At 34.5% G+C, this 17,149-nt stretch carries 11 protein-coding genes and 2 pseudogenes; 10 read left to right on the plus strand and 3 right to left on the minus strand.

The window, feature by feature from the left end; genetic code table 11:
• The first annotated feature begins 223 nt into the window (after positions 1–223).
• A pseudogene (locus PVV60_RS10730) lies at positions 224–672 on the plus strand (hypothetical protein).
• 63 nt (positions 673–735) lie between these two features.
• Here PVV60_RS10730 and PVV60_RS01455 read toward each other — a convergent pair.
• The gene (locus tag PVV60_RS01455; protein WP_273722597.1) at positions 736–882 is read right to left on the minus strand and encodes a hypothetical protein; all 147 of its coding nucleotides are present in this window, start codon (positions 880–882) and stop codon (positions 736–738) included.
• A 1,346-nt stretch (positions 883–2,228) separates the two neighbouring features.
• Between PVV60_RS01455 and PVV60_RS01460 the strand changes: the two genes are divergently transcribed.
• From PVV60_RS01460 to lpxK, 6 genes and pseudogenes are all read left to right on the plus strand, one after another.
• On the plus strand, positions 2,229–3,560 hold the full coding sequence (locus tag PVV60_RS01460) for a TldD/PmbA family protein (RefSeq protein WP_273722598.1): 1,332 nt from the start codon (positions 2,229–2,231) through the stop codon (positions 3,558–3,560).
• Complete coding sequence (locus PVV60_RS01465) at positions 3,547–4,350, plus strand: 3'(2'),5'-bisphosphate nucleotidase CysQ (protein WP_273722600.1); 804 nt, start codon at positions 3,547–3,549, stop codon at positions 4,348–4,350. The genes PVV60_RS01460 and PVV60_RS01465 overlap by 14 nt, the downstream gene beginning before the upstream one ends.
• Positions 4,351–4,396: 46 nt before the next feature.
• The gene (locus PVV60_RS01470; RefSeq protein WP_273722602.1) at positions 4,397–4,642 is read left to right on the plus strand and encodes a DUF4170 domain-containing protein; all 246 of its coding nucleotides are present in this window, start codon (positions 4,397–4,399) and stop codon (positions 4,640–4,642) included.
• A 261-nt stretch (positions 4,643–4,903) separates the two neighbouring features.
• A pseudogene (locus PVV60_RS10815) lies at positions 4,904–5,178 on the plus strand (type ISP restriction/modification enzyme); the annotation flags it as partial.
• Positions 5,179–6,085: 907 nt separating this feature from the next.
• Positions 6,086–7,408, plus strand: a complete 1,323-nt coding sequence (gene waaA / locus PVV60_RS01475) for a lipid IV(A) 3-deoxy-D-manno-octulosonic acid transferase (RefSeq protein ID WP_273722603.1) — start codon at positions 6,086–6,088, stop codon at positions 7,406–7,408.
• Positions 7,398–8,438 (plus strand): tetraacyldisaccharide 4'-kinase, encoded by a 1,041-nt coding sequence (lpxK, locus tag PVV60_RS01480; RefSeq protein WP_273722605.1) that lies wholly within the window; start codon positions 7,398–7,400, stop codon positions 8,436–8,438. The genes waaA and lpxK overlap by 11 nt, the downstream gene beginning before the upstream one ends.
• Before the next feature lie 19 nt (positions 8,439–8,457).
• Here lpxK and PVV60_RS01485 read toward each other — a convergent pair whose 3' ends face one another.
• Both PVV60_RS01485 and mutL read right to left on the minus strand, forming a co-directional pair.
• Complete coding sequence (locus tag PVV60_RS01485) at positions 8,458–8,694, minus strand: DUF2093 domain-containing protein (protein ID WP_273722606.1); 237 nt, start codon at positions 8,692–8,694, stop codon at positions 8,458–8,460.
• A gap of 108 nt (positions 8,695–8,802) precedes the next feature.
• Positions 8,803–10,656: a DNA mismatch repair endonuclease MutL gene (mutL, locus tag PVV60_RS01490; protein WP_273722608.1), complete on the minus strand. Its 1,854-nt coding sequence runs from the start codon at positions 10,654–10,656 to the stop codon at positions 8,803–8,805.
• 275 nt (positions 10,657–10,931) lie between these two features.
• Here mutL and PVV60_RS01495 point away from each other — a divergent pair, with 275 nt between their 5' ends.
• The 3 genes from PVV60_RS01495 (at position 10,932) to PVV60_RS01505 (ending at position 16,262) form a co-directional block, all read left to right on the plus strand.
• The gene (locus PVV60_RS01495; RefSeq protein ID WP_273722610.1) at positions 10,932–12,020 is read left to right on the plus strand and encodes a 2'-deoxycytidine 5'-triphosphate deaminase; all 1,089 of its coding nucleotides are present in this window, start codon (positions 10,932–10,934) and stop codon (positions 12,018–12,020) included.
• 1,159 nt (positions 12,021–13,179) lie between these two features.
• Positions 13,180–14,331 (plus strand): FMN-dependent L-lactate dehydrogenase LldD, encoded by a 1,152-nt coding sequence (gene lldD / locus PVV60_RS01500; protein WP_273722611.1) that lies wholly within the window; start codon positions 13,180–13,182, stop codon positions 14,329–14,331.
• A gap of 1,649 nt (positions 14,332–15,980) precedes the next feature.
• Positions 15,981–16,262, plus strand: coding sequence for a hypothetical protein (locus PVV60_RS01505; RefSeq protein WP_273722612.1), 282 nt, complete (start codon positions 15,981–15,983; stop codon positions 16,260–16,262).
• The last annotated feature ends 887 nt before the right edge of the window (positions 16,263–17,149 follow it).

The raw sequence follows: 17,149 nt of genomic DNA on the forward strand, positions 1-17,149 counted from the left end.
GCTTTACTACCGATGAATATTTTTTATTTAAGGTAGACAATAGTGTTCATTTATACTGAACATTTGTGTATTTATTTTTTAATATCGTTTAGTGAGTTAATCATTACATATTAAGTAAGTCTAAAAGTATTAAGTGTGTTATCGTTATTACAGTTTTAAGAATAATGTTTATATTATTCTTAAGCAATAAAACTAAATGATTTCTAAAACAGGAGAGATTATCATGTTTAAATGGATATATAGCGAAGAAATTAACACAGAAGCAAGTGCTGAGCAGATTTGGGCTATGTGGGAAGATGTGGCATCATGGCCTTGCTGGGATAGTGAACTTGCGTGGGTAGAACTTTCTGGTCCTTTCAAAGAAGGAACTGTAGGACGTATGAAACCTAAAAAGGACCTACAGTAACTTTTACACTTGATAAAGTTATAAAAAATGTTTGTTTTTCTGATTATGCTAAACTTCCTCTTACTCACATGAGTTTTGATCATGAATATATTTGTTCAAAAAAATCTGATGCTTCAAATAATACAATTCGTCATACTGTGACGATGTCTGGTTTACTTTCTCCTTTCTTTGGAATGATTATTGGGTCAAAAATTAAGTTACACCTTCGTGATGCAATGATTGAAATGAGCAGACGTGCTCTTACTGAAAACAAAATCATCTCGTGAGAAAATTAATTTTGCACCAAAGATCTTATAAAAGTCATTGAATTTTATTCAATATATAAAAGCTTATAAGGTGCGTATTTTTACTGAAAATAAAGAACGTTGTAGAAGCTTATTTCTGCTCTTGTGAATCTGTAGGTCAATATTGTCATGATATTTGCCAGTTTCTAGTATTGCGATAGTTTTTGATTTGAGAGCTTTGATAAAAGGCATTTTGACTCCTTCTTAAATAGTTTTTATCAACATTACCTTTATTCATGATGTGAGAGCGAATAGTTGTGATTTCCTCAACATAAATAAGTTTAAAATGGAAAAAAATTAATGATATTTGATTCTTCTATGCAAATTACAAACCGATCAATTATTATTATAAATCAAAGTGTTGTTTTATTAAAAGATAATGACTTTCTAGAGAGTACAGCTTTAAAAGGCTCTAGAGGATAAATAAGCACATTCTTAATTTCCGTAAAATTAATTTCGTATCATTGTATATATTTGGTTTAAATGTTTAAAAAAGCGATTTTTTAAAATGCGTACAGATATCCTAGTTTCTGCAAATATTTTTGTATCTGTTAAAACAATGATGAGCGATAAACTTGTCAAAATTAATTGGAAGAATATGCTTATTACAGATTGAATTGAACGATAAATACAATGTTGAGTTTCATATAAAAGTTTTATTGATTATCATTTTATGACAATATTACGCTTCTTTATTTTTTAATGGAAGGGAAAGAGGAAAGAGTATAGTTCTTAAATCAAAATCTATCCTGTATTTTGGGACTTTTGTTTCAGGAAAAAGAAGTCAGACAAATTATGCCTGTTTAATAACAAAATAACCGATTAGGGATGACACATGAAAAAATGAGATGCTCTCGATTAGACACATTAGAAACGAAAGAGAATGTTATGATTATGACTTATTTCTGATAAATACAAAAAATGAGTTCTTTATGATATTGCCTCTATGAGAGTAAAGAAGTTTATGACTGCTCATTTTGTTGAAGCCATAATGAAAGAAAAAACTGTTTTATTCCATTTATGTTTTTTTGTTTACAAGATTGCCATTTTATTATGAGAGAGTTTATAGAAGCAAAGAAGTATATACAAATATAAAGCATTTTCTTGATTCTTGCTTGAAAATTAAAGAATGCTATAGGAATGAGGAAGTTATTTGACTATCCAGAGGACATAAGGCTTGTGACTTAAGTCATTTTATGCTTTTCTAATTTTTGAGGATTTGGACTTAAATTCAAATGTTATTGCTAGGTCCTTTGTTTATTGCCAAATTTTCGGTTGATTTGATTGTCAGTACAGATTGGGTTATCTAAAATGATGAGGGCCCATGAGAAATCTTGAAACTAAAGAGATTTTACGGCATATACGGCATATTACGTCTTTTCATAAAGAAGCTAAAAGGGAAATGATTTAATGCATTAAAAGAAAAAGAATGCATAAAATGTGCATATGAATAAACACACAAGAGTTATATTCTGATTTATATCAATTTGTCAGAATGCTTATCAATGTAAATAATAAAATATTTTAGGGAGTCTATGATGACTGACAAAAACCAGATTGAGAAAGCAGTTTCGCTGGTTGAAGCAGCAAGGCGTTCTGGAGCAGATGCTGCTGATGCTGCTATTGTTCATGTTCATTCTACCAGTGTATCAGTTCGTTTTGGGAAAGTCGAATCGACAGAAGCAGCAGAGAGCAATGATTTTACTCTAAGGGTTTTTGTTGGAAAAAAAGTAGCAAGTGTTTCTGCTAATTTAGGATCTTATCCGCAAGAACTTGCGGAACGTGCTGTTGCGATGGCTAAAGCTTCTCCCGATAGTTTATTTGAAGGTTTGGCAGATAAAGAGTGTTTGGTTAAGAATCCTAAAGATCTTGATCTTTTTGATGATTTTGTGCCAAGCAGTCATTTTTTAACAGAAGATGCTTTAAAAACGGAGGCAGCAGCTCTTGATGTTAAAGGTGTAAGCAATTCTGGTGGCGCTGCAACAGCTTATGGCCGTAGTGGGTTTATTCTTGTGACCAGCGATGGTTTTTGTGGCGCTTATCGCTCCAGTTGTTTTTCACGTTCTTGTAGTGCTCTTGCAGGTGAAGGAACACAGATGGAGCGGGATTATGATTATACAACAGCCTTACATTTTTCTGATTTAGAGGCAGCAGAAACTGTTGGAAAGAATGCAGGTCTTGGTGCTGTCCGACGTTTGGGTGCAGTTCGTGCGGCAACTGGGGGCGTTGATGTTATTTTTAATCCGCGTACGGCTCGTGGAATTGCAGGGCATATCGCATCTATGGTCAATGGAGCTTCTGTGGCCCGTAAAACGAGTCTTTTACAGAATTTCTTAGGCAAGGAAGTAATGAAGCCTAATGTTAATGTAACCGATCAACCTTTGCGATTACGTGGAAATGCTTCTCATCCTTTTGATGGAGAAGGGGTAGAGGGGCAAACACTCAATATTATTGAAAATGGTATTTTAAAAAATTGGCTTCTTTCATCATCTACAGCACGTGAATTGGGACTTAAAACAAATGGACACGGTGTGCGTTCGGCATCATTAGTGCAGCCGACAAGTACAAATTTTGCTATTGAACCGGGTTTAGTATCGCCTTGCGATATGATAAAAGATTTGCGAAATGGATTTTATGTGACCGAATTATTCGGTCATGGTATTGATTTTATTACTGGTCAGTATAGTCGTGGGGCTTCCGGTTTTTGGATTGAAAATGGTGAAATTGCTTATCCGGTGAGTGAAGTAACACTAGGTTCTGATTTGCTTCATATGTTAGCACATTTAACACCTGCCAATGATATTGATCGGCGTTATGGTACAGCAGCTCCAACATTGTTAATTGAAGGGATGACACTTGCAGGAAAATAACACGCATCATTCTTCTGATTTAAATCTTTTGCGTGACGTTTGTCGAGAGGCAGGAGATTTAGCAATGCGGTATTTTGGGTGTACGTTGGATGTTTGGATTAAAGAGGGTAATTCTCCAGTCAGTGAAGCAGATTTTGCTGTTGATCATTTTTTGAAAGAGAAGCTTCTTGGAGCACGTCCAAATTATGGATGGATTTCAGAAGAAACAAAAGATAGTCGAGAACAACAAGATTATGAACGCTCTTTTGTTGTTGATCCTATTGATGGAACACGAGGTTTTCTTTCTGGCAGTTCTTATTGGTGTATTTCGGTTGCCATTATTGAGAATGGGCGTCCTATTGTGGGCGTTCTACAATGTCCGGCTCAAGGAGATGTTTATACAGCTGTCACGGGTGGAGGGGCAACATTAAATGGGATAAAACTTCCTCGTTTAGCTTTTCAGGTTCATCGAAAATATAAAATTTCGCTTGATAAATCGCTCGCAGAAAAATTACCAGATGATTTTCTCAATCGAGTCAATCTTTACCATTATCTTCCTTCTCTTGCTTACCGTATTGTTCTTGTTGCTCAAGATGAAATTGATATCGTATTAGTTCGTCCGAATTGTCATGAATGGGATATTGCCGCTGCTGATCTTATTTTGCAGGAGTGTGGAGGGTGTTTTTTATCGCTTGATGCCTCTTTACTATCTTATGGAATTGAACCTTACCAGTATGGACTTTTAATTGCTGGTAAAAATAATTGCTGTCAAGATATGATAGATGTTGTTCGTCAAACAAAGTTAGTTTAATCACGTAAAAGCACGCTAAAATAATCTAAATAATATAGAGGCACATATGACTGAAACCAACGAAAAAAAACAATATTTACATCTTGTATTTGGTGGGGAATTAAAAAATCTTAACAGTAATCAATTTAAGAATCCTGATGATTTAGATGTGGTTGGTATTTTCTCAGATTATCAATCGGCGAAAGAAGCATGGCAGGCAAAAGCACAAAGCAGTGTAGATAATGCATTACAACGTTATTACATTGTAGATTTGCAGCCGTTTCTTGATGCTGAGTTAGGCGATGCAGAATAAAGCTTGAATATTTGGTCATTATAGCCTGTAGATTGCTTCATGCTTTTGTTTAGTCGTCCTTTTTATAGGTACTTTCTTCGGGTAAAATAGAGCGTTGTAAAAAAGAATATGCTTGTTGTTTAAAATTCATATGTTTTCTTAAGGAAACATCTCTCAAAGCACCAAAGTCCATTTCATAATAGTGGCCGTGCAAGGTATAAAATCTATTGTTGCACCCCCATTTTTACGTTTAATAAAAATGCAAGATAGTTCTATCAACCTATTTACAACAGCAATATTATCATGACAGCGATCACTCGAAGTTTATGATTATATTGTGAATAGTCACTTTGCTTTTGAATGGGGTATGAGACACTAATGCGTTAAGATTAATAAAAAAGTAGCATTATTAATGATACCAATGACTACTCTGTTGAGATTATTAGCACTCTCTACTTATCCATTGGAATTTTTTCAATGGGTTATTACTGTAAGCTTAGAAACCATGAAAGTCGTTAGAAACTTACCAAAATCAAAAACTTAGAGAAACTGAATAGATTTATGAAGCTAACTTACCTCATAAGAGTTTCTTGAGTGTTCGTTTAAAGCTACAATCTATAAATTAGTCATTTTGTGCTGATTATATACAATCTTAAAAGGAATAATATATCATGTTATCTCCTGAAAAGAGAGGATTTAAAATTTTGAAAACTCTTATTTAAATTGCTTTAAGACTTTTAAGAAACTCTCTCTTAAACAAGATTAGATTTTTCTGGGTTACCTTTAAGAAATTATATCACAATTTAAAATGAGAACTCTATACCGTTCAAAAGTTTTTTTAAGATTAGTTTTACATATTCATTTTATTGAAATGAAAACATAGAGATTGAGCTTCCTTTTAAACATATTTTATTTGTTGTATTTATACAGGTTATAATGTCTATATGGGTTATTTTTTGAAAAATTGACAATACCTAACATATGTAAAAATAAGTTTTTTCTCTAAAATACCAACGTGCAAAACTGGAAGCCTCACTAAAATCATAAGAGGTATTTATTCAGTGATCTGAAAAAAATTGATACAATCTATATCATAGATTGTATGATATTTATCATTTATATTTTCAAAATTATAATCGACAAAAATGTAGCTTTGTTATTTTTTAAGTAAGATTTTTTATAGGGTGCAGAATGAAGTGATAAAATCGATATAAGTGACAAAATTTCATTAAAAGAGATTTAAATAATGTGTATATATTATCTTTATAGGAAAAGTTTTAAAAAAATATGACGATAAAATTGCATTTTTGTCCTTTATGTATTGAATTTTCTTAGTATTTAAGCGTTTTTATATCAAGATATGGATGATATTAAAAAAATATGGATGCAACCAATAGTGTTGATGAATTTTTTAACAAAATAAGCATATAGATATCTTAAAATAGCTGGATGAGGTGATTTTAAATGGCAAAATTAAAGGCACATACGGCTCTTTTAAGCTATCGGATGATTGGTTTTTGCTTATGTCCTGTTATTCCTTTTTATTTGTTCTTTCGTGCTATTCGTGGAAAAGAAGAGTGGTGTCGCAAAAAAGAGCGTTTAGGTAAAAGTTCTCATGTACGCCCCCAAGGTTCGTTAGTTTGGTTGCATGCAGCAAGTGTTGGAGAGACACTTGCACTTGTTCCACTTGTAAATTATATTTTATCGTTGGAAATCAATGTTTTAATGACAACTGGGACTGTGACATCTTCTACTCTTGTAAAAAAACATTTTGGTAATAGGTTAATTCATCAATATGCTCCTTTGGATTTAGATTTTGCAGTGCGCCGTTTTATTAGTCATTGGAAGCCTGATCTCGTCTTGATTTGTGAATCAGAAATTTGGCCTCTTCGTATTAAAGAACTGGCAAAAATGCGTATTCCGCAGATTTTGGTGAATGCCCATATGTCTGAGCGTTCTTTTAAAGCTTGGCAAAAACGACGCGTTCTTGCCAAACATATTTTTAAGGATATTAATTTGGCGATTGGTCAAAACGAAAGAGATGTAGCTTATTACCATACACTTGGCGTAAAATCTGTTACGTTTTCTGGTAATCTCAAGGCGGATGTTTTTCTGGTTGAAAATCAAGCATTGCTTGCACGTTATCGTAATGCTATCGGCAATCGTCCAGTTTGGGCTGCTGTTTCAACACATGAAGGAGAAGAGGAGATTGCTTTTGAGGTCCATAAGATTGTTAAAAATTATTTGCCAGATTTATTAACAATTATTGTGCCTCGACATCCTGAACGTTCAGAAGATCTTATCAAAAAATGCGACAATGAGGGGTTGCGTTTTATTCGTAGGAGTAGAGATGCTGTTCCAAACATGAATACCGATATTTTGTGGGGGGATACAATTGGAGAAATGGGACTTTTTCTTCGCTTATCAAAAGCTTCTTTCGTTGGTAAATCGTTATGTGGAAAAGGTGGACACAATCCATTGGAATTGGCTTTGCTTGGTTCCGCTATTTTGACAGGACCTCATGTTTCAAATTTTCAAGAGATGTTTGAACAATTTTTAACGCATGATGCAGCATATATGGTTCAAGATACAAAACAGCTTGCTATTCAGGTATATAAGCTTTTAACAAATGAAACATTACGACAAGAAATGGTTGATAAGGCTCATGAAGTAGCGTCAGGTATGGCAGGTGCACTTGAGCGCACATTAAAGATTTTAGATCCATTTTTACAACCCCTTGTAATACAAACAGGTTTACGTCAGCGTCAGGGTAGATATGCATATTAGCGCCCCCCATTTTTGGTGGAAAAATAAAAGCTTTTTGCGTTTTGTATTAGCTCCAGTTTCATGGGGGTATGGTTATTTTTCAAGCCGTTTTATGACAAGACAGCCTCCTGTGCTTGATCTGCCAGTTTTGTGTATTGGAAATTTTACATGTGGTGGAGCGGGTAAAACGCCGGTTGTTATTGCTTTTACCAAAGTGGCTAAAGAACTTGGTTTCGTACCTGGTATTGTATTACGTGGTTATGGTGGATCAGTTAAAGGGGTACATCTTGTAAATGAGAAATATGATACTGCACATAATGTTGGAGATGAGGCACTTTTACTTGCACGGCATGCTTTTGTAGCTGTATCACCTAATCGTTATGCAGCAGCACAACGGTTGAAAAAAGAGGGATGTAATCTTATTTTAATGGATGACGGATTTCAAAGTCGCCGTCTTTACATGGATTATGCGTTACTCGTTGTTGATGCGACGCGCGGTTTTGGTAATGGAGCTGTCTTTCCAGCAGGACCTTTGCGCGTACCATTAAAAACGCAGTTTTCTTTTATGGATAGTGTTTTATTGATTGGTCACTCCAATGCGTCCGATAATGTTGCTTTTCTTGTTTCTCGTACTGGAAAGCCTTTATATCGTGCTCATCTTAAGGTAAGTGCCTCTGATGAGGTTTCAGGAAAATCATTTTTGGCATTTGCCGGTATTGGCAATCCAGATAAATTTTTTAAATCTATTAAAGAATTATCTGGTCATGTGGTACAAACTTACACATATCCAGACCACTATTTTTTCACAGATAAAAATTTAAAAAGCCTTATACAAAAGGCTAAGATGCACAATTTATGGCTAGCAACAACAGCTAAAGATTATATCCGTACACGGACACTTCACACGCAAAAAGATTTGAAAAACCTTATTGTTTTTGATGTGAATGTCGCTTTTGTTCAAAAAGATTTCTGTCGTATGGTCCTTGAGGAGGTAATGATCCGCTTCAGAAAACGTTCCCTTGAATTTTCTTGTCTAAAAGGCAAAGGCTAAATTTATAGCTTTTAAGGGTCTATTTTTCTTTTGTTTTTAACAATTGCTTGAGATATGGGTTGCACTCAAGTTCGCGCTGATAGGAGATTTCACAACTAGCATATGCTTCTTGGCGGTGATGATTCCAATATTTTAAATCATCTATAGGGATTTTTTGCCCGCTAACAGCACAAATGGTATAGGTACCATACTCTATAATGTCATATCCATTATTAGAATAATGGATTTTCGCTTTGCGTTCACTATCAGAAAACATTATAATTCCTTCTTACTGATACAAGAGATTCAAGAAAAGTGCCATAAGATATATTATAAAGTCGAGAGTTAATTTAAAAATATTTTTCTTGATAAAATGCTTAAGATTTTATTTTCTGCCAAAAAGCCGTTCTATATCCGCCAATTTGAGCTCAATATAAGTAGGGCGTCCATGATTACACGTACTTGTATTGGGTATTGCCTCCATTTGTCGTAACAGTGTGTTCATTTCTTCGGGGCGTAAAAGGCGCCCTGACCGTATTGAACCGTGACAAGCCATCGTTGCTGCAACATAATCAAGCATTGCTTTTAAATTGTTTGTTGTATCATACTCCGCGGACTCATCTGCGAGATCTTTAATAAGGGCTTGGACGTTGATCTCTCCTAACATGGAAGGTGTTTCACGCACAACGATTGCTCCTGGTCCAAAAGGCTCTATTCCTAATCCAAATTTTTGCAAAGCATCTTTATGCGTTAAAAGGCATGTTGCATCCTCTTCAGAGAGTTCTACAATTTCAGGAATAAGTAATAACTGTGAAGGAAGCGGTTTGGAATAAAGTGCATTTTTGAGTGCTTCATAAACCAATCGTTCGTGAGCTGCATGCTGATCGACAATGATCAAACTATCTTGTGTTTGGGCGATAATATAGTTTTTATGGATTTGTGCTCTGGCCGCTCCTAATGGATAAGATAATTCTTCTGATGAAGATGTAGTGTTTGGAATGTACGCATCTCCACTTGGTATATCTAAGCCCTCCATAATAGGAGTAGCATCTTCTTTTAAACCAAAAGAGCTGGTAATATCCAATGGTTTGTGAACCATTGAAGCGGCGGAAAAATGATGAGGCTGTGGGCTATAAGAAGAGGATTGGTACGTGTTCTTAAAATTGCCTAACGGTTGTTGTGCCAATGGTTTTTGTATTTGAAATGCAGCTAGCGTTGCTTCAGAACGGGTTGAAGTAGGACGAATACCAGATTGCTGCAATGCTTCACGAATAGCTCCAACGATCAGACCACGAATTAATCCTGGATCACGGAATCGTACATCAGCTTTGGCTGGATGTACATTAACATCTACCTCAGCAGGTGGGAGATCAATAAAAAGAATAGCGACAGGATAACGATCTCGTGTTATGACATCAGCATAAGCGCCTCGGATAGCGCCCCATAGAAATTTATCACGTACGGGACGCCCATTAACATAAGCAAATTGATGAAGGCTGTTATTTCGGTTGAAAGATGGTAAACAGGCAAAACCCGTTAAGCGCACTGCTTCGCGTTCAGCATTCAGTGCGATGCTATTAGGGGCGAATTCTTTTCCCATAATTTGCGTAATACGTTGTAATTGTCCTTGAATATTATTTTCTGTAGCAGACAGTTCCATAGATGTTCTGTCTAGTCCTGAAAGAGAAAAGCGGATATGTGGAAATGCGATAGCAATTCGCTTAATCATATCGCTAATAGCATTTGTTTCAGCCCGATCAGTTTTCATAAATTTTAATCGTGCCGGCGTGACAAAGAAAAGATCACGAACTTCAACAATTGTTCCAAGATTTGCAGCAGCTGGTTTGGGTCCTACAATTTTTCCTGCAGTAACGGAAATTTCAGCAGCGCTCTCAGCATCTTTTGTTCGTGAAATGAGTTTGAGTTTAGCAACAGAACCAATAGAGGGGAGGGCTTCTCCTCTAAACCCAAGGAAGCAAATATTGTGTACGTCATCGGTAATCTTTGAGGTACAATGGCGAGAAACTGCTAAAGTTAACTGATCTGCAGGAATTCCATGACCATTATCACTCACCTTTATAAAATTTTTTCCACCATTTGCTGTAATAATTTCGATGCGTGTTGCACCAGCATCAATAGCGTTTTCAACAAGTTCTTTGACAACATTTGCTGGTCGCTCAATAACTTCACCAGCGGCGATTTGGTTAATAATATTTTCGCTAAGATGGCGTATAATCATAATAAATTCTAACAGGAATCCTAAGGCTTCTATAGAATAATTATGATAACATCATTTGTGCGACATTCAAGAATAAGAGAACATGAAAGGTATTATTTTTACAATACCTCCTATTTTATTTTTAAAGAGCTCTTCATCATTCGAAGTATTTTATTTTATGATAACAACTTAGTTGGAAAAAACAGAAAAAATAGTTTTTATCACCTTAAAATAGCTTGCACCAATTTATCATCTAGGTCAAAAAAGAAACAATGTAAAAAGGGAAGGCAATATATATGGCGCGTATAAGCGGTATTTTAGCAGATAGTGATATACAAGCTTTGATTGAGAATAACGTTCTCAAGGCTCAGTATCCATTTGATAGATCTCAAATACAACCAGCAAGTCTTGATCTTCGTTTAGGGGAGAAAGCTTATCGTATACGTGCTTCTTTTATGCCAGGACCTGATACAAAAGTTTTGGATAAGCTTGAGCGGTTAAAGTTGCATGAGTTTGATTTACGAGACGGAGCTGTTTTGGAAACGGGGTGTGTTTATATTGTTCCTCTTTTGGAAAGTTTAGCTTTACCAGAATTTTTATCTGCTGTTGCCAATCCCAAAAGTTCTACAGGCCGATTAGATGTTTTTACACGTGTTATTACGGATAATGCTCAGGAGTTTGATAAAATTTGTGCTGGTTATCATGGTCCACTTTATTTGGAAATTAGTCCACGCACATTTCCAATTTTGGTGCATACAGGCTCACATTTATCACAGCTTCGGTTTAGAAAAGGGAAAAGTTATTTAAATGAAATAGAGTTGCACACTTTGCAAAGACAAGAAACACTGATATCGGAGGATTTTCCTAATATTAGCGTTGGTGGTATTGGTCTTTCCATTAATTTAAAGGGAGACGAAAACGGGCTTATAGGTTATCGTGGTAAACATCATACAAGTGTTATTGATATTGATAAACGTGCTGTTGCCCACATTTTAGATTTTTGGGAACCTCTTTTTGATCATGGTCAAAGGGAGTTAGTTCTTGATCCTGATGAATTTTACATTTTAGTTTCACGAGAATCTGTTCATGTGCCTCCGCTTTATGCCGCAGAAATGACACCCTTTGATCCTTTAGTTGGTGAGTTTAGGGTGCATTATGCAGGCTTTTTTGATCCAGGGTTTGGGCACAAGGAGGCGGGTGGAAAAGGAGCAAGAGCGGTTTTAGAAGTGCGGAGCCATGAAGTTCCTTTTATCTTAGAGCATGGTCAAATGATTGGGCGTTTGGTTTATGAGCATATGCTTAATCGACCATCAACCCTTTATGGACATGATGTTGGATCACATTATCAAGCACAGGGTTTAAAGTTGTCCAAGCATTTTAAATGAGTTGGGAACTACGAATTTTGATAACATGTATGCAGAAAGCCTATTTTGGATAAAAGAAAATTGTGTGCTTCGCAAAACCGGCGCCATTCTTTTAATTTTTAGTTTCCAAAGTTATCGCATTCCTTGCATTTGAGAGGATATGAGAGGCATTTTTCTTCTTTTTTCAAGAGTTTTTATCTGTACGAACTCCGTTTATGATATGGAAAAGAATAGTTTTGATTATTTCATCATGAAAAAAGCTAAAATGAAAGAGTTTTACTATATTCAATATGTTATTCATATTTATTATTATAATAAATCAATAAGTTACTGAAATTCAATATAACAGTAGTGTATTTGCTTATTCAAAATAAATATGCGAGATTGGATGCTACACTTGGCGCCATTTTTCTAGAGCTTAAATGACCAGTATATTTTATTGCGTATAAAAATTATCCTTAAGAGCCAATAAAGAAGTTTTTCACTACAGTAGTTTAGTAACAATTTTTTTAATAAACATTGTTCTAATTTTAGTAACTCATTTATAGCCTCAAAATATAATATTGCTATAAAATTATTCAATGCAATATGGGGATCTTCTATTAGTATGAATATTAAAATTTTTTTTATACTTTATGTGAATTAGGCACTGTATATTTTTATAAACTTTCATGAATAAGTAACAGGTCTCAGTTTTGAATATTGATATAAGAAGATTTCTGGATGTATGCGACAGCTTTATTCCCAGTATTAATAAAGGATCTTTTCATCTTTTGGGGGAGAGTATGGTTTATGCTTAATGATACTCTATATTCTTATAACCGATAATATAAGGACCTTTGGAGGGAGAAACGACTTGAAATTATAACTAATTAAGCTGCGGAGCAATCGCTTTCGAAGAGGTATTGGTTTAAAGAGAGTATAATATTTCAATTGCACATGAACAATATATGAGTAGATACGTTGTTAATGATACTTCATGCTGTGAGATTTTAAATTTGGATAAGAGAAATAAAGACGTTGTTTTTATCAATTAGTTTTTTTAGAAAGTTGCAATCTCTGTTGTTTTTATCTATTCAATAGAGTGTTTTGGGAGAATATCGAATAGGTAGGTGCACGGATTCGCTTTTATGTGTTTTAGGATGTCTTCTCTTTTCATTTAGGAACAATGGTGCCGTCAATGATTATTTCTTCAACACTTGATTATCGTAAGGCAGCAAAGCGTCGTCTTCCTCCCTTTCTTTTTCACTATATTGATGGTGGGGCTTATGTTGAAGAAACGATGCGACGTAACTGTACAGATCTTCAAGCACTTGCACTGCGTCAGAGGATTCTAAGGCAAGTTGGTGAAGTTGATCTTTCAATCAAGCTTTTTGATCAGACACTTGATTTACCAATTGTACTAGCACCTGTTGGGCTAACGGGCATGTATACACGTCGTGGAGAGGTAAAAGCAGCGCGTGCCGCAGCGGCAAAAGGGATTCCTTTTACTCTATCCTCTGTTTCAGTTTGTCCCATTGCGGAAGTGCAAGAAGCGGTTGGAAGTGCATTTTGGTTTCAACTTTATGTTCTCAAAGATCGTGGTTTCATGCGTGATACACTAGAACGGGCTTGGTTAGCTGGTGTACGCACATTGGTTTTTACAGTTGATATGCCGGTTCCTGGTGCACGTTATCGTGATGCGCATTCGGGGATGTCTGGTCCTTATGCTGGCTTACGTCGTTTTTTACAAGCTTTAACTCATCCATATTGGGCTTGGAACGTTGGTGTTATGGGGCGCCCTCATGATCTTGGAAATGTCTCCACTTATCTCAAAAAGAAAATTGCATTGGATGATTACGTTGGTTGGCTTGGTGCAAATTTTGATCCATCAATTGGTTGGCATGATCTACAATGGATTCGCGATTTTTGGAAAGGAAAAATGATTTTGAAAGGTATTCTTGATCCAGAAGATGCGCGAGAAGCAGTAAAGTTTGGTGCGGATGGTATTGTTGTTTCTAATCACGGCGGACGTCAGCTTGATGGTGTATTATCAACAACACGGGCGTTGCCTGCAATTGCGGATGCTGTAAAGGATCATTTGACTATTTTAGCGGACTCGGGTGTTCGTTCTGGTCTTGATGTTGTACGCATGATAGCACAAGGAGCGGATGCTGTTATGATTGGTCGTGCTTTTGTTTATGCGCTTGCAGCAGCAGGTAAGAAAGGTGTTATGCATCTCCTTGATCTTTTTGCCAATGAAATGCGGGTAGCTATGACACTGACCGGTACTCAGACAATCAAAGATATTACACGCAAGAGTTTAGTAAATATAGATATTTTTAAGCAATGAAAGCAATATGTTATACTTCTTTCAGAAAAAGAAAGTCTTTTTATAGAGGCGCATAATTATATACTTTACAAATATGTTAACAGTTAAAGTTAAATAGAAAAGATCAAGAAGCTTCTCTATAAAATCACAGAAAATACTCAGTAAATACGATAATATTAACGCAAAAATCTTAATAATAATAAACACTAATAACATTGCATAAATATTTTACTTACTTTATTAAAAGCTCATTCTATAGATAAAAAGGAAAAAGCGCTGATATTAAAGGTAAAACAACTGTTGATATAGAAAAAATAGATATAAATAATGCTGTGAGCATTTTTCCCTCCTATATATAAAAATATAATATGTTAATCACTTCTTTTCCACATTAACATAAAATTCATTTCGTTTTATTTTAAAATAGAATAATATTAATTTTTGTATATAAATAAAATAATTTAAAATGTTAATATGTATTTATTGAAATCTATAATTATAATAAAAAATGGATTTAATAAATAATATTTTTATAATCTGTATATTATTTATATTAAGTTTATTTGATAATATATTATATGGATATGATATTGTTTTTATGGAGTACATTTAAGCAATGAAAAAAATACTCATACGATCTTTTAAAAAATCTCGTTTACTGAGAGCAAGTCTGCGTGAATTAATGTGCGTTTCTTTCTTATTTTCTTGCATCCTCAATGAGTTATGATGTTTTTGAACTGGCGAGCATATTAGGAAGCAGTTGAATATTTTTTGTATAGTATATCATTACTAACACTATTTATGTTTTCTCGATTGATTTCATGATTTGTTAATACATCCAGTTTGTTTTTTACAGATGGGGTCGTTGGGTATTCCTAATGGTATAAATTGGCATAGGATATTTTGTTCCATAAGCGATTGAACAATTGCATCTCTAAGCTTCTCCACTGATATTATTCTCTTCACAGACAACAACAGATTAGTGAGATTGGCATAACTCTAGCACAGATATATTATCTCAAAGTTGAATTGTTGGCACACTTGTAAGCATTGGGATAACTTCATGTTTTTTGAAGATCTTCAGCAATATAAAGACAAATCTGAACAGTTTTTTTCAGTAGCAAGTAAGAGAACATTTTTTCCCTTTTTAAACAGAAGTTTTGCTGATATCAATTTTTGAAGCATTTTATGAATATTCATAATAGCGCGCGTTCCTAAACTTATATAAATGGGTACAGTATCATTCAGAGTAGAAAGAATTACAGTTTCCATTTGAATGCATAACACTCATAAGTAATTGGATAATATTTACTTTATAACTGAATAAAAAGAAAATTTTTTCTCTCTTTAAATAAGAGGATGGGTTGTCGTCTAGCCAATAGGGATAGTTTGCGAGAAATTTGTTCGATGCAAGACAACTTAACATTACAGTTGCTTTTTATCACTTGAAGCTGTGAGAAGAAGGCTAAGATAAATGAAAGAGTGTAAAAAAATGATGGATACATTTTAGGATAAAAAATTATAATCCTGTTAATTCCACACTAGTTGCTGCTGATATTACTGACAAAAAAAATTTGACCGAAAAAATTATCAAAATTATTGAGAACATTTTTCATAGCATGTAGAATGCCCCCTTTGTTGGCATAGGTGGGATTTTCTTTGAGCTGAAATTGATTCTATCCCCTGAAATTAGCAATAATCTCTTAGGTGATGTTGTAAACTTTTTAAGGATGTTACAACGCCATTATCGTCCTTTTATGAAAAATATTAGCATTTCAGATGACAGCCGTGAGGAGTTTCAACGTTTAATACAGCAAGATCCAGAAACTTTCACGGATTTAGAACGAGCTTCAAGATTTTTATATTTACAACGATTAAGTTTTAGAGAGAAGGTAAATCGTACGATGAGAGTTGAAACCCATCGTAACGCGCGGGGGCTTAAGCCCTTCTGATTTGAAGGCGTGCTATAAAACTTATTTGCCTCTGTTTAGCAGGTGTTAGCATTGAACATTTAAACTGCTCTGATTTTATTGTGCGTTATGATCGTCTAAAAATCTTGTTTTATCTTCACCACTTTAATTGTGGTTCTGAAGGTTATTAAAGAAAGGATTTTTATAAGCGAGAGGATTATCAGCCGATATCTAAGCTGCTTGCATAAATAAAAGGGAGTTTTTTGTCTTTAAACAATATACTAGAAATTCAAAAAACTTTAGTTAACTTCATAAAAGAGGTTGCACTATCTTATACAGATTGCTCTGCAAATAATACAATTGCTGGTAAGGAATGGGGCATCACTAATTTTGATTTTTAAAAAAGAAATAATACGTATTAAATAGTCTTTAACTTTGCAGACTTTTTGAGAATCTTTTCAGAATCTGTTGAAAAAAGTGAACTGATAGAAGATATTTCTATCAAAATATAGAAACTTTTCTAATAAGTTACGAATAAATCTAAAAATATATATTAAATATAAAAACAATGCGATATGCAGGCAGTTTAGGCTTTAGACACAAGAAGCAAAGCATATAACGATGCATAGAGGTAAGATTGGGACATATTTTTTTATGATTCAACAAAAAAGTAAGTGTAGTTTGACAGTAGGTTTTATACTAAGTGGGAAGAGGTTGGATTAGGTAGGAATACGTGGTAATTTGTTGTTTTTATGGTTATTTTTTAGCATCATATTTTTTTATGATTCAACAAAAAAGTAAGTGTAGTTTGACAGTAGGTTTTATACTAAGTGGGAAGAGGTTGGATTAGGTAGGAATACGTGGTAATTTGTTGTTTTTATGGTTATTTTTTAGCATTAAATGCGGGTTTTGTCAAAATAGATTTTGAC

It is taken from the genome of Bartonella sp. AU18XJBT, assembly GCF_028618595.1.
Taxonomy (GTDB): Bacteria; Pseudomonadota; Alphaproteobacteria; order Rhizobiales; family Rhizobiaceae; genus Bartonella.

Bases quoted from the DNA above. Each gene is read 5' to 3' on its own strand.
- PVV60_RS01455 (WP_273722597.1), bottom strand. From the start codon at position 882: ATGCCTTTTATCAAAGCTCTCAAATCAAAAACTATCGCAATACTAGAA.
- PVV60_RS01460 (WP_273722598.1), top strand. From the start codon at position 2,229: ATGACTGACAAAAACCAGATTGAGAAAGCAGTTTCGCTGGTTGAAGCA.
- PVV60_RS01470 (WP_273722602.1), top strand. From the start codon at position 4,397: ATGACTGAAACCAACGAAAAAAAACAATATTTACATCTTGTATTTGGT.
- waaA (WP_273722603.1), top strand. From the start codon at position 6,086: ATGGCAAAATTAAAGGCACATACGGCTCTTTTAAGCTATCGGATGATT.
- lpxK (WP_273722605.1), top strand. From the start codon at position 7,398: ATGCATATTAGCGCCCCCCATTTTTGGTGGAAAAATAAAAGCTTTTTG.
- PVV60_RS01485 (WP_273722606.1), bottom strand. From the start codon at position 8,694: ATGTTTTCTGATAGTGAACGCAAAGCGAAAATCCATTATTCTAATAAT.
- mutL (WP_273722608.1), bottom strand. From the start codon at position 10,656: ATGATTATACGCCATCTTAGCGAAAATATTATTAACCAAATCGCCGCT.
- PVV60_RS01495 (WP_273722610.1), top strand. From the start codon at position 10,932: ATGGCGCGTATAAGCGGTATTTTAGCAGATAGTGATATACAAGCTTTG.
- lldD (WP_273722611.1), top strand. From the start codon at position 13,180: ATGATTATTTCTTCAACACTTGATTATCGTAAGGCAGCAAAGCGTCGT.